At 64.1% G+C, this 13,031-nt stretch carries 14 protein-coding genes; 8 read left to right on the plus strand and 6 right to left on the minus strand.

Annotation, left to right across the window (positions count from 1 at the left end; genetic code table 11):
* Nucleotides 1-16 precede the first annotated feature (16 nt).
* From zwf to WC729_RS13960, 4 genes are all read right to left on the minus strand, one after another.
* Nucleotides 17-1,477 carry a glucose-6-phosphate dehydrogenase gene (gene zwf / locus WC729_RS13945; RefSeq protein ID WP_372853728.1) on the minus strand — a complete coding sequence of 487 codons (1,461 nt, stop codon included), beginning with the start codon at nt 1,475-1,477 and terminating at the stop codon, nt 17-19.
* Between the two features lie 86 nt (nt 1,478-1,563).
* Nucleotides 1,564-2,493: an N-acetyl-gamma-glutamyl-phosphate reductase gene (gene argC / locus WC729_RS13950; protein ID WP_372853730.1), complete on the minus strand. Its 930-nt coding sequence runs from the start codon at nt 2,491-2,493 to the stop codon at nt 1,564-1,566.
* Complete coding sequence (locus WC729_RS13955; RefSeq protein ID WP_372853732.1) at nt 2,490-2,759, minus strand: SH3 domain-containing protein; 270 nt, start codon at nt 2,757-2,759, stop codon at nt 2,490-2,492. Before WC729_RS13955 ends, argC begins: the two co-directional genes overlap by 4 nt.
* A 40-nt stretch (nt 2,760-2,799) precedes the next feature.
* Nucleotides 2,800-3,120, minus strand: a complete 321-nt coding sequence (locus WC729_RS13960; RefSeq protein ID WP_372853734.1) for a MarR family transcriptional regulator — start codon at nt 3,118-3,120, stop codon at nt 2,800-2,802.
* A 217-nt stretch (nt 3,121-3,337) separates the two neighbouring features.
* Here WC729_RS13960 and secG point away from each other — a divergent pair, with 217 nt between their 5' ends.
* From secG to WC729_RS13975, 3 genes are all read left to right on the plus strand, one after another.
* Complete coding sequence (secG, locus tag WC729_RS13965) at nt 3,338-3,709, plus strand: preprotein translocase subunit SecG (RefSeq protein WP_372853736.1); 372 nt, start codon at nt 3,338-3,340, stop codon at nt 3,707-3,709.
* Between the two features lie 89 nt (nt 3,710-3,798).
* Complete coding sequence (locus tag WC729_RS13970; protein ID WP_372853738.1) at nt 3,799-5,433, plus strand: CTP synthase; 1,635 nt, start codon at nt 3,799-3,801, stop codon at nt 5,431-5,433.
* Between the two features lie 132 nt (nt 5,434-5,565).
* Nucleotides 5,566-5,964 carry a hypothetical protein gene (locus tag WC729_RS13975; protein ID WP_372853740.1) on the plus strand — a complete coding sequence of 133 codons (399 nt, stop codon included), beginning with the start codon at nt 5,566-5,568 and terminating at the stop codon, nt 5,962-5,964.
* A 49-nt stretch (nt 5,965-6,013) separates the two neighbouring features.
* Here the strand turns inward: WC729_RS13975 and WC729_RS13980 are convergent, their stop codons facing one another.
* Nucleotides 6,014-6,244 (minus strand): hypothetical protein, encoded by a 231-nt coding sequence (locus tag WC729_RS13980; protein ID WP_372853742.1) that lies wholly within the window; start codon nt 6,242-6,244, stop codon nt 6,014-6,016.
* A 136-nt stretch (nt 6,245-6,380) separates the two neighbouring features.
* Nucleotides 6,381-6,851 carry an Hsp20 family protein gene (locus WC729_RS13985; protein WP_372853744.1) on the minus strand — a complete coding sequence of 157 codons (471 nt, stop codon included), beginning with the start codon at nt 6,849-6,851 and terminating at the stop codon, nt 6,381-6,383.
* Nucleotides 6,852-7,107: 256 nt separating this feature from the next.
* Here WC729_RS13985 and WC729_RS13990 point away from each other — a divergent pair, with 256 nt between their 5' ends.
* The 5 genes from WC729_RS13990 to WC729_RS14010 all read left to right on the plus strand — a co-directional run bounded on the left by WC729_RS13990 (nt 7,108) and on the right by WC729_RS14010 (nt 12,964).
* Nucleotides 7,108-9,582 carry a TonB-dependent receptor gene (locus tag WC729_RS13990; RefSeq protein ID WP_372853746.1) on the plus strand — a complete coding sequence of 825 codons (2,475 nt, stop codon included), beginning with the start codon at nt 7,108-7,110 and terminating at the stop codon, nt 9,580-9,582.
* A gap of 386 nt (nt 9,583-9,968) precedes the next feature.
* Nucleotides 9,969-11,219 carry a lipoprotein-releasing ABC transporter permease subunit gene (locus WC729_RS13995; RefSeq protein WP_372853748.1) on the plus strand — a complete coding sequence of 417 codons (1,251 nt, stop codon included), beginning with the start codon at nt 9,969-9,971 and terminating at the stop codon, nt 11,217-11,219.
* Complete coding sequence (locus WC729_RS14000) at nt 11,212-11,886, plus strand: ABC transporter ATP-binding protein (protein WP_372853750.1); 675 nt, start codon at nt 11,212-11,214, stop codon at nt 11,884-11,886. Before WC729_RS13995 ends, WC729_RS14000 begins: the two co-directional genes overlap by 8 nt.
* On the plus strand, nt 11,883-12,488 hold the full coding sequence (locus WC729_RS14005) for a GNAT family N-acetyltransferase (protein WP_372853753.1): 606 nt from the start codon (nt 11,883-11,885) through the stop codon (nt 12,486-12,488). Before WC729_RS14000 ends, WC729_RS14005 begins: the two co-directional genes overlap by 4 nt.
* Entirely contained in the window at nt 12,485-12,964 is a 480-nt protein-coding gene (locus WC729_RS14010) for a glutathione peroxidase (protein WP_372853755.1), read from the plus strand. The genes WC729_RS14005 and WC729_RS14010 overlap by 4 nt, the downstream gene beginning before the upstream one ends.
* Nucleotides 12,965-13,031: the final 67 nt, after the last annotated feature.

Genomic DNA, 13,031 nt, shown 5'->3' on the forward strand with positions numbered 1-13,031 from the left:
GCCGCCGCTTCGCGTATCAATCGTCCTGCCAGGTCACCCCGTCGCGCTCGGTCAGCGCTATCGCTGCCGACGGGCCCCAGGTGCCCGAACCGTAGCTTTTGGGCTTCACGTCGTTCGCCACCCAACCCGCGCGGATCGCGTCGATCCATTCCCATTGCGCCTCGACCTCGTCGCGACGGACGAACAATGTGGGGTCGCCCTCAATCAGGTCGAGCAGCAGCCGCTCATAGGCAATGCGGCGGCGGGTGCCGGCGAATTCGGCGTCGAGGCTGAGGTTCAGCGGCACCTCGCGCAGGCGGATGCCGTCACGGTCGAGGCCGGGCTCCTTCGCCATGACCAGCAGCTGGACATATTCCTCGGGCTGCAGGCGGATGATCAGCATGTTGGGCTGGAGCAAACCGCCGCGGCTCGCGAACATCGAATGCGGCACCGCCTTGAACTGGATCGCGATCTCCGAATGACGATTCGGCATGCGCTTGCCGGTCCGCAGATAGAAGGGCACGCCCTGCCAGCGCCAATTGTCGACATGCGCCTTGATCGCCACGAAGGTCTCGGTTGTCGACGGCTTGCCCAGCTCCTCGATATAGCCCTTCACGATCTCGCCGTTGACCGCACCCTTGGTATATTGGCCGGTGACGGTGACGTGCGGCACATCCTCGGGTTTCATCTTGCGGAGCGAGCGGAACACTTTGGCCTTCTCGTCGCGGATGGCGGTGCCGTCGAAGCGGGCAGGGGGCTCCATGGCGATCAGGGCAACCAGCTGCAGGATATGGTTGGCGACCATGTCGCGCAGTGCTCCCGCCGTATCGTAATAGCCGGCGCGATCTTCCAGCCCGACCGTCTCGGCGACCGTGATCTGGACGTTGTCGATGCCCTGCGCATTCCAGACCGGCTCGAAGAAGCTGTTGCCGAACCGCAGCGCCAGAATGTTCTGGACGGTTTCCTTGCCCAGATAGTGATCGATCCGGAAGGTGCGGTCCTCGGGGAAGGCAAAAGCGACCGCGTCGTTGATCTCCTTGCTCGAGGCGAGATCATAACCGAGTGGCTTTTCAAGGCCGATGCGGGTCTTCGGACCGGCCAGGCCGGCGGATTCGAGGCCCTTGATCGTCGGCTCGAACAGGAAGGGTGCGGTCGACAGGAAGATGGCGAGCCCGCCCGAGACGTCGCCGACCTTCTTGGCTAGCGCCGGAAAACCTTCGATCGAGGAGGCGTCGAGCGCCTGATAGCCGACGCGATCAAGGAAGCTCTTGACCGCCTTCTCGTCCTTGCGATCCTCGGGCAGGAACTCGTCAAGCGCATGCCTGGCGAACTTGCGATAGCTCGCATCGTCATGCTCGGACCGTGCCGTGCCGGTGATCGTCAGTCCTTCAGGCAACAGCCCGTCGGCATGCAGCCCGTAAAGCGACGGCAGCAACATGCGTTGCGCGAGGTCTCCCGTCGCGCCGAACAGCAGCAGCTTGCCCACCGGATCGCGCATAATATCTCCTGGATGGCGATGTCGCCCGTGCGACTAACAGACGCGGGTGCGCCGGGCCAAGGCCAATACGCAGTCAGTCCCCAGGATTAAAGCGTCAATCCGGCGACGGGATCGAATCCTGCCATGATGTTCAGGTTCTGGACTGCGGCGCCGGCGGCGCCCTTGCCGAGATTATCGAGCGTCGCGACCAGGCGCGCCTGACCGGTTTCGGCATTGCCGAAAACGCGCAGGGTCAGCCGGTCGGTGCCGGCATCGTCCTCGATCGCGACCGTATCGACATCGGCGTCTGCCACCCTGACGATCGACGAATCCTTGTACGCCTCGCGCAATGTCGTCTCGAGCGCGACGGGAGTCGGGCGCCGCACGAACATGTGGAGGGGCAGGGGCACCTCGACGATCATGCCGCGATAGGTGTTCACGACCGACGGCATGAAGATCGGCGGATGCTCGACGCGCGCATGCTTTTGCATTTCGGGCACATGCTTGTGTGCGAGGCCAAGCGCATAGGGGCGGGCGGCAGGGGGCGGATTGGGGCCCTCGAACTCGGCGATCATCGATTTTCCGCCGCCCGAATAGCCGGACACGGCATTGACGGTGAGCGGCCAATCCACCGGGATCAGCCCGGCGCGGATGAGCGGCCGGACAAGCGCGAGGAAGCCGGTCGGATAGCAGCCGGGGTTGGAGACGCGCTTTGCCTCGGCGATCGCGGCCATCTGGCCGGGTTCGAGCTCGGGGAAGCCATAGGTCCAGCCATCGCCGGTGCGGTGGGCGGTCGAGGCGTCGATCACGCGTGTATGGTCGTTCTCGATCAGCGTAACCGCTTCGCGTGCGGCGTCGTCGGGCAGGCACAGGATGACGAAATCGGCATCGTTGAGCAGCTTTGCCCGCGCTTTCGCATCCTTGCGGCGCGATTCGCTCAGGCTCAGCAGCTCGATATCGTCACGACCGCTCAGCCGCTCGCCAATTTCCAGGCCGGTCGTGCCGGCGGCGCCATCGATGAAGACCCTGGCCGTCATTGGGCCGGTTCCAGCGCGGCTGCGTCGATATAGCCGACCAGAGTGTGGGCAACGGCGATTCCCCATGCCTTGCCGCCGGCGAGATCCAGGACCTCGAAAATCTCGCCCGGACGCAGCATCTCAAGGACCGCCGACTCATCGGCACCGGTCGCCAGCAGCGACGCCTGAACGGCAATTCGACGCGGCATGGGGGCAGCATAATGGGGCGCGAACACGCGATCTGCGAGACGAATGTCCGCCACGTCGCGCCGTACGGCGTCGTGCAACGGATCCAGGACGACGGACGGGCCGAGGAGCGCGAAGCTCCTACGCGGAGGCCCGCCTGGCGACCGGCTGCTCGGCGTCGTCGATAAACTGGCCAAACTCTTCAAGAAATTCTGCCCCTTCAGACGTGCGCGCGACGAATATGTTGCGCTTGTCGGTTTCGTCGCGCTGTCGGCGCAGATAGCCGAGCGAACCGAGCCTGTTCAAGGCGCGCGTCACAACAGGCTTTGAAACGTTCAGCACACGGGCGAGCCCGCGGACAGTATGCGGCCCTGGATTAAGATATACCACCAACAACAGCGCCATCTGCCGATTGGTCAGATCGGGCTCGCCCGACCGCACATAATCCACCAGCGTCCGCATCCAGCCGCCAAGCGATCGATCAGGTAGTGTGGCCACGAAAAAATTCCACATTTTGCCCAGGCCCCGCACGTTGGGGCACCGGACACATAACGTTCATAATCGCTGCTGGTTTCAGTGCGGAAGCGAAATGTCCGGTACAGCGTGCCCCGTGGCGGTTGATCGGAAGCCCCGGCTCGCCTATGTGCCCGCCTTCCCAAGCCACAGGTTGCGCCTTTTCATGTTCAAGTTCCTTCTCGTCCTCCATGCGATCATCGCCGCCAGCCTGGTGACCGTGATCCTGATGCAGCGCTCGGAAGGCGGCGGGCTTGGCATGGGCGGCAGCCCCTCCGGCCTGATGTCGGCACGCGGCGCGGCGGATTTCCTGACGCGCGCCACCTCGGTCCTCGCGACCTTGTTCGTCGGTCTCGCCATCATTCTCGCGGTGATCGCGGCTGCGGGCCACAACACGGCCAAGATCGACCCCAGCCTGGCACGGACGCCGCCGGCAACCGGCCAGCTGGCGCCGCCGGCCCCTCAGCCGACGACCGCCCCGGCGCCCGGCGCGCCGGCTGCCCCCGCCGGTAACAGCGCGGTTCCGCTCGCGCAGTAAGCGCGAACTACCCCTCGCCACTTTTTTGCAACGATATTGGAGTCGCGCGCTTGTCGCGCGCCCCCTGATGACGCTAGGCCTTTTCTCCCATGGCGCGGTTTATCTTTATCACCGGCGGCGTGGTCTCCTCGCTCGGCAAGGGTTTGATGGCGGCGAGCCTTGCGGCTCTCCTTCAGGCGCGCGGCTATCGCGTGCGTATCCGCAAGTTCGACCCCTATCTGAACGTCGATCCCGGAACGATGTCGCCGTACCAGCATGGCGAAGTCTATGTGACCGACGACGGGGCCGAGACCGATCTCGATCTCGGCCATTATGAGCGCTTCACCGGGGTCGCGTCGCGCCAATCGGACAATGTCACCTCGGGCCGCATCTATCAGCAGATCATCACGCGTGAGCGTCGCGGCGACTATCTGGGCGCGACCGTCCAGGTGATCCCGCACGTCACCGACGCGATCAAGGAATTCGCGCAGGCCGAGACAGACGATCTCGATTTCGTGCTGTGCGAGATCGGCGGCACCGTCGGCGACATCGAATCGCTGCCCTTCATCGAAGCGATCCGACAGCTTCGCAACGATCTCGGCCGGGGCCAGTCGGTCAGCATCCACGTAACCCTGGTGCCGTACATCGCGGCGGCTGGCGAGCTGAAGACCAAGCCGACCCAGCATTCGGTCCGCGAGCTTGCCGCGCTCGGCGTTCAGCCCGACGTGCTGGTCTGCCGCTGCGAACAGCCGCTTCCGGCGAGCGATCGCGCGAAGATTGCCCTGTTCTGCAATGTGCGCAAGGAAGCGGTGATCCCCGCGCTCGACGCGAAGAGCATCTATGCGGTGCCGATGCAATATCATGCAGAAGGTCTGGATGCCGAAGTGCTCCGGGCCTTCGACATCGAGCCGGGTGACGCGCCCGATCTGTCGCGCTGGGCCGATATCGTCGATCGCCTGACCAATCCGGAAGGCGAGGTCACGGTCGGCGTGGTCGGCAAATATGTCGGCCTGCAGGACGCGTACAAGTCGCTCAACGAGGCGCTGGTGCATGGCGGCATCGCCAATCGAGTCAAGGTCAACATCGAGTGGATCGATGCCGAGCTGTTCGAGGCCGCGGACAGCGATGTCGCGGCGAAGCTCGAGCCGCTGCATGCGATCCTGGTGCCCGGCGCGTTCGGTGAGCGCGGCGCGGAGGGCAAGATCGCCAGCGTGCGCTTCGCGCGCGAGCGGGAAATTCCCTATTTCGGCATCTGCTTCGGCATGCAGATGGCGTGCATCGAGGGTGCGCGTGATCTGGCGGGCATCAAACATGCCAGCTCGACCGAATTCGGCCCGACCGCCGAGCCGGTGGTCGGCATGATCACGGAGTGGATGACCGAAGCCGGCATCGAGAAGCGTGAAGAGGGCGGAGACCTGGGCGGTACGATGCGCCTCGGCGCCTATGATGCGAAGCTCGACGGCAACAGCGTGGTCGCCTCCATCTATGGCGGCACCGATATCTCGGAGCGGCATCGGCATCGTTATGAGGTCAATACCGGCTATCGCGATGCGCTGGAAAAGGGCGGACTGGTCTTTTCGGGCATGTCGCCCGACGGCATGCTGCCGGAAATCGTCGAGCGGCCGGACCACCCCTGGTTCGTCGGCGTGCAGTTCCATCCGGAGCTGAAGTCGAAGCCGTTCGATCCGCATCCGCTGTTCGCGAGCTTCATCGAAGCGGCGGTACGTCAGTCCCGGCTCGTCTAGAACAGGCCGCGTCCATGCAACCGTCGTGCAACGGGTTGCGTGCGCCGCTGCACCTGACGCTGCACCTCGACCCTCGCTAGAGGACCGCATCCCGCCCGCCATGAAGGCGCCGCGGCCCATCGAGGATTCATCATGTCGAAGCTCGTCACGATTTCCGCCGCGCTTGCCGCGACGCTGATGCTCACCGCGGTACCCGCCACCGCGCAGCGGCATCCCGGTCCGTCGGACCTGAGGGACGCCGACCGCCAGCCACAGACCGCCATCGCCATTCCCGCGCTGATCCGGTCGCGCGCCGAGGCCGAACCGCCGGCGCCTGACGCTGCCGCCGGCAAGGTCAAGGTGTTCGACGGGGCGGGGCAGCCGGATATCCGGGCCGCGGCCGAGCCGACCAGTACTGCAAAGGCCACGCTCTATGGTCGCAAGGCCGGGGACGACAAGCGCCTCGATGCGCAGCCCGAAGGCGATGAGGCCGCCGCAGCGCGGATGCAGAGTTCGAACAATCTGAAGCAGGTCGGTCTCGCCAACCACTGAGGCAACGCGAGGATGGGCCGCAGCGCCAGTGGCGCGCGGCCCGCCTTTCTTAGTGAGACGTCTCCGCCCGGTCGGCCTGGGCTTCATATTCCCTGGCCATCGCGATGAGCGTTTCGACCGTATGGCGGTCGCCGACCGCCAGGGCGAGCCGACGGCAGCGGTCCGCATTGCCAAGCAGCATTTCGATATCGGGCTTTTCGGCAAGCATCTCGTCGGATCCAGTGACCGCCAACAGGGCCGGATCGGCCGGCGATTTTGCAGAGTCGGTACGCGCTCTCATCGGATTCCCCCGGGTCGAACAGACCTTCTATGCGTCAAGAACGTTGATCTGAATCAACGGTTCCCGTTTTGGACAAAAAAGAGGCGCCCGAGGCACACTTGGCCCGGGCGCCTCTTCCGCGCGCGTGGCGTCGGGGTTACGCCGCCTCGCTATCCTTGCCGCCGTCGATCGCGGCGAGCGGTGCGCCCGTCCTGATCGCGATCGTCTTCGGCTTCATGGCCTCGGGCACTTCGCGGACGAGCTCGATCGTCAGCAGCCCGTCATTGAGCCGCGCATCGTCGACTCGGACGAAATCGGCGAGTTCGAAGCGGCGCTCGAAGCTGCGATTGGCGATGCCGAGATGCAGGAAGGCGATGGCGCCGCCTTCTTTCTCGGCCTTGTTGCCCTTCACCTGGAGCAGATTCTGCTGCGCGACGATCTCGATCTCGTCGCGGCTGAAGCCAGCCACGGCAAGCGTGATCCGGTAGCGGTCGTCCGAGAGTTTTTCGAGGTTGAAGGGGGGATAATTGTCCGCGGCCGACTGGCGCGCGCTGGTTTCGAGCATGTCGAACAGGCGGTCGAAGCCGATCGTGGAGCGGCGATAGGGGGTCAAATCGAACTGACGCATGTTGGTCTCCTCATTCGAAGCGAGATGGTCGTCATGGGTGCCCGCAACGGCGCGACACCCGGTTTTCACGCGGCCCAAATGGCGCCGCGCACCGCAAATCTGGGGCGTTCTGGCGCTCGTTCAAGAGGTGAAATGGCGGATTTGCGTGGGTGAAAGCTCAGCTTTGCGTTCGCCAAGTTCTTACGATGGTGAAACCATAGCAATTAGATGGGAATTATAGTCGCGACTCGACTAACGAGCGAAAAAGGGGACACCAATGCTCGCTACTCTGCCCATGCTGTTGCTTGCCCAGACCGCGCTCTCAACCCAGGTCGTCGCGCCCGAGCCGGTTCCGGCCGCCGCCGCTGACGCTCCCGACGTCCAGGATGCGGCCGCAGCTGGGGGACGGGCCGATCCTGCGCCTGCTCCGGAAGTCAGCGGCGATGTGGTCGTGACCGCCCGGCGGCGCGAGGAGCGGGCGCAGGAAGTGCCGCTTGCCCTATCGGTGATCAGCGGCAGCGATATTGCCGCAACCGGCTCGTTCAACGTCAACCGACTTCAGCAGCTCCAGCCGGCGCTTCAGTTCGTCTCGAGCAACCCGCGCAACTCGGCGATCAACATCCGCGGCCTGGGCGCTCCGTTCGGTCTGACCAATGACGGCATCGAACAGGGCGTCGGTTTCTATCTCGACGGCGTTTATGTCGGGCGGGCGGGCGCCGCGACGTTCGATTTCGTCGATGTCGCGCGCGTGGAAACCCTGCGCGGCCCGCAGGGCACGCTCTACGGCAAGAACACGACCGCCGGCGCGATCAACGTCACCACGCGGCCGCCCAGCTTCACGCCCGAGGCTCGTTTCGAGGTAACCGGCGGCAATTATGATTTCCTGCAGATCAAGGCATCCGCATCGGCGCCGATCGCCGCAGACAAGCTTGCGGTGCGGGTGTCGGTCTCGCGCACCAGCCGCGGCGGGACCATCGAAAATGTCCGGACCGGCGAGGATCTCCACCGGCAGGACAATTTCAGTACGCGCGGACAATTGCTGTGGCGTGCGAACCCCAATCTGGATTTCACGCTGGCGGGTGACTTCAACGTCCAGAACCCGCTTTGCTGCGTGCAATATTATGCGCGCGTCGGCGCGACGCAGCGCCCGGTGGCGCGCCAATATGCGGCGCTCGCCGCTGCCTTCAACTATGTGCCGCCGAGCACCAACCCGTTCGACCGCGTCACCGATCTTGATGCCGATCTGAACTCCAAGCAGGAGATGGGCGGCGTTTCTCTGGTCGGGAACTGGGATATCGGGCCAGCGACGATCACCTCGGTCAGCGCGTGGCGCTACTGGGACTGGAAGCCGGCGAACGACCGCGACTTTATTGGCCTGCCGATCACTACCGTGTCCGCGAACCCCTCGCACCAGACTCAGGTGACGCAGGAGTTCCGCATCGCTTCGAATGGCAAGAATCGCCTCCAGTACACGCTGGGCGCCTTCTTCTTTAATCAGAAGATCCACACCGATGGCCTTCAGGTGCAGGGACCGGCGGCGAGCCGCTGGCTGCTCAATCCCGGCAATCCGCCCTTCCTGGCCAACGGCTGCTCCAGCCTGACGGCCAACGCGTGCAACCCGGCGATCCTCAACGGACTGACCAGCAGCAATACGATCGACTTCGACAACACCAGCTTCGCGGTGTTCGGCAAGCTGAACTGGGAGGCATTTTCGGGTTTCCACATCCAGCCCGGCCTTCGCGTCAACTACGACAAGAAGAGCGGTTCTTATATCGCGGTGGTGACCACGGGCTCGGGCAGCACGGTGCTCAACTCGGATCAGCGCGGTGTGCTGGCACCGCAAAGCTATGCGCCGCATTTCAGCGCCTGGAACGTCTCCGGCGACGTGACCCTGTCCTATGATTTCACGCGGGACGTGCACAGTTATGCGACCTATGCGCGCAGCTTCAAGTCGGGCGGCATCAACCTGTCGGGCCTGCCGCTCGATGCGGCCAACAATCCGATCCTGGCCGTCCAGACGGTCAAGCCGGAGAAGGTCGATCACTTCGAAGTGGGGTTGAAGACCCAGTTCTTCGACCGCAAGGTGACCTTTAACCTTGCCGGCTTCTGGACCGAGATTCATGACTATCAGGCGACCGTTACCAACGGCCAGCTCGGCGTGATTCGAGGCTATCTCGCCAATGCGGAAAAGGTGCGGGTGCGCGGCGTCGAGTTCGACTCGTCGTTCCGCCCGAGCGAGCGCTTTAATGTCTATGTCAACGGCGCCTTCACCGACGCGAAATATGCCAAATTCCGCGACGCGCCGTGCCCGCCGGAGCTTTCGGGCGGCACCACGGCCACGAGCGCGCAGACGCCGAGCGCGCCGGGTACGCCTGGTGGCCTGAGCCCCGCCTTTTGCGACATTTCGGGCCAGATCCTGCCCGGCGTGTCGAAATGGGCCTTCTCCTTCGGCGGCGAATATAATGTGCCGGTCGGCGACGGTCAGGTCTATCTCGGTTATGACGGCAGCTATCGCTCGAAATTCTCGTCGAACCCGTCGCGCTCGGCCTATATGGACGTTGCCGGCTATTCGCTGTCGAACTTCCGTCTCGGCTACCGGCATGACGACCTCAACGTCTACGCCTGGGTCCGCAACGCCTTCGCCAAGGATTATTTCGAACTGCTGAGCGCTCAGTCGGGCAGCACTGGCCTGATCGTCGGCCAGCCAGGTGATCCGCGCACCTTTGGCGGCACCATCAGCAAGTCTTTCTGAGGATCGAGAGCGACCCCGGCGCGAGCTGGGGTCGCAGCTACCGGCAAACTTCTGGCGAAGCGGGGCTATCCCCAAATACAAACGCCCGGGCTGTTTCCAGCCCGGGCGCCTGCGTGACGACTGCTCGTCAGCCCCCTTGTCCCGCTTCCGCTACCAGGCCCTTGAGGGCGGCGCTGAAAGCATTCCCCGAACCACGGCCGTTGCCTGTGTCTCAGTGAGGTGATTGCTAGGAGCGGACCCGCCGATTGTCACCGGGAATGTGGCACCTCCGAACGGATTACGGCGACCCTGTGGCGATTGCGCAACACGCGCGTTCAGTTGCCAGCAATGCACACCGGCCTTAGAGCGATCGGACCATCACCATCGGGCGGGTTGTTCCCAACATCATGATCCTGTCGCGCTACGAACGCATGATCGCCCGGCGTTATCTGCTGCCGGGCAAGGGCGAGGCGTTCATCCTGCTCGTCGCCGGCTTCAGCCTTGGCGCAGTGATGCTCGGCGTCGCCGCGCTCGTCATCGTGATGAGCGTGATGAATGGCTTCCGTGCCGAGCTGTTCGACAAGATCGTCGGGCTGAACGGCCACGCGGTGGTGCAGGGCATTGGGGGCCAGCTCCCCGACTGGCGCAATGTCGTGAAGATCGCCCAGGCGACTCCGGGCGTGACCAGCGCGACTCCGCTGATCGAGCAGCCGCTGATGACCAGCTATAACGGCCGGGTCGAGGCAGTGCTGGTGCGCGGCATGCGGGTGGAGGACATCCGCCATAACCCGATCATCAGCTCCAAGGTCGTGATGGGTTCGCTCGCCAGCCTCACCGACGGCAGCAATCAGATCGCCATAGGGTCGCGGCTGGCCGAGGCACTGGGCGCGCAGGTCGGCAGCGAGATCTCGCTGATCAGTCCGCAGGGGCAGACCACGCCGTTCGGCACAGTGCCGCGCATCGTTTCCTACACTGTCGGCGCGATCTTCGAGATCGGCGTCTATGACTACGACAAGGCCTATGTCGTCATGCCGATGCAGGACGCCCAGACCTTGCTGATGATGGGCGACTCCGTCGGCATGATCGAGGTGCAGACGGTCAATGCCGATCAGGTCGGGACGATCCTGGCGCCGCTGGCCGACAAGGTCGCGGGCAGGGCGGTGCTCGCCGACTGGCGGACGATGAACGCGCAATTGTTCGAGGCGCTCGCGATCGAGCGCGTGGTGATGTTCTGCGTGTTGTGCATCATCATCCTGGTCGCAGCGTTCAACATCGCCTCGTCGCTTATCATGCTGGTGCGAGCGAAGACGCGCGACATCGCGATCCTGCGCACCATGGGCGCAACCCGGAAGAGCATGATCAAGATCTTCATGACGGTCGGCACGACAATCGGGTCGCTCGGCATCCTGGCCGGGCTCGTGCTTGGCTTCACTTTCCTGGTCTTTCGCCAGAACGTGGTCGATTTCGTCCAGTGGGTCAGCGGGCAGAATCTGTGGGATCCCAATATCCGCTATTTGACGCTCCTGCCGTCCAAGACGGATCCGGTCGAGATGATAGCGATCGTGTTGATCGCGTTCCTGCTGACCTTCCTCGCCACGCTCTACCCCGCCTTCAAGGCGGCGAGCACCGATCCCGTGCAGGTGCTGCGTTATGAATAAGCCCGTACTGGCCGTGACCGGCCTGACCCGCAGCTTCACCCAGGGCGGCGAGACGATCGAGGTGCTGCGCGGCGTCGACCTGACGGTGGAGAAAGGCGAGATCGTCGCGCTGCTCGGTCCTTCGGGATCGGGCAAGTCCACCCTGCTTCAGGCGGTCGGGCTGCTCGAAGGCGGGTTCAGCGGATCGATTCGCATCGCGGACGAGGAAGCGGCGAAGCTCGATGCGCATGGCCGCACGATGGTGCGCCGCGACTATCTGGGTTTCGTCTACCAGTTCCATCACTTGCTGCCCGACTTCAACGCGACCGAGAATGTCGTGCTGCCCCAGCTGATCCGTGACCGGACCCGCGCCGAGGCGGACGAGCGGGCCAAGTCGCTGCTGACCTCGCTTGGCCTTGGCCACCGGCTGACTCACCGGCCGAGCCAGCTTTCCGGCGGCGAGCAGCAGCGTGTCGCGGTCGCCCGGGCGCTGGCCAACAAGCCGGCGCTGGTGCTGGCTGACGAACCGACCGGCAATCTCGACGAGGCGACCGCCGATGTGGTGCTCGCCGAGTTCCTCCGCCTCGTCCGCGGCGAGGGATCGGCGGCGCTGGTCGCGACTCATAACGAGCGGATGGCGTTGAAGATGGATCGGGTGGTGAGGTTGCACGAGGGCAGGCTCGCATGAATGTCTGGCGCGATGCGCCGACCCTGATCGGCAAGCATGTCACGCTCCGCCCGCTGACACTGGATGATCGCGACGCGCTGCTCGAGGCGATGGCGGACGGCGACCTGGCGTCTTTGTTCTACACCTTCGTTCCGACGCCGGAGACAGTCGACACCTGGTTTGCCAAGCTGTTCGCGGAGCGCGATGCGGCGCGCGTGATCCCATTCGCGGTAATTGCCGCCGATGGCAGGCTGTCGGGCACGACGCGCTTCATGCGGATGAGCGAGTCGGACAAAAGGGTCGAGATCGGCGGGACGCTCTATGCGAAGAGCGTACAGCGCACCGGGCTCAACACCGAGGCGAAACGGATGCTGCTTGCCTATGCTTTCGAGACGATGGGCGTCCAATGCGTCCAGATCCGCACCGGGTGGCATAACCACGCCTCCAGGCGGGCGATCGAGCGGCTGGGCGCAAAGCTCGACGGGGTGCTGCGTGGTCACAAGATCATGCCGGATGGCCATGTCCGCGATACCATGGTCTATTCGATCATCGCCGGCGAATGGCCGGGCGTCCGCTCCAATCTGGATTACCTGATGGCGCGTCACGAGGAGAGGCAGCGATGAGCGCGATTACCGAGATGAGCGTGAAGGCAGCCGATGGCACCCCAGCCGATCTTTCGGCCTATGCGGGGCAGGTGCTGCTGATCGTCAACACCGCATCGAAATGCGGCTTCACCCCGCAATATGAGGGGCTTGAGGCACTGCACCGCAAATACAAGGATCGCGGGTTCGAAGTGCTGGGTTTTCCGTGCAACCAGTTCGGTGCGCAGGAGCCGGGCGACGCGGCCGAGATCGCCAATTTCTGCACGCTGACCTATGACGTGACCTTCCCGGTCTTCGCCAAGATCGACGTCAACGGATCGAACGCCGATCCGCTGTTCGAGCGGCTGAAGAAGGACGCACCCGGGCTGATGGGATCGACGTCGATCAAGTGGAATTTCACCAAGTTCCTGGTCGACCGCGCCGGCAAGACGGTCTCGCGCTATGCACCCACGACCAAGCCCGAGGACATCGAGAGCGATATCGAGAAGCTGCTTTAGCATGAGAAAGAGCGTCGGGATTTACCCCGACGCCCGATCTACCCGCTCGAACGAACGGTTTGAATCG

Source organism: Sphingomonas sp. (genome assembly GCF_041661825.1).
Taxonomy (GTDB): domain Bacteria; phylum Pseudomonadota; class Alphaproteobacteria; order Sphingomonadales; family Sphingomonadaceae; genus Sphingomonas.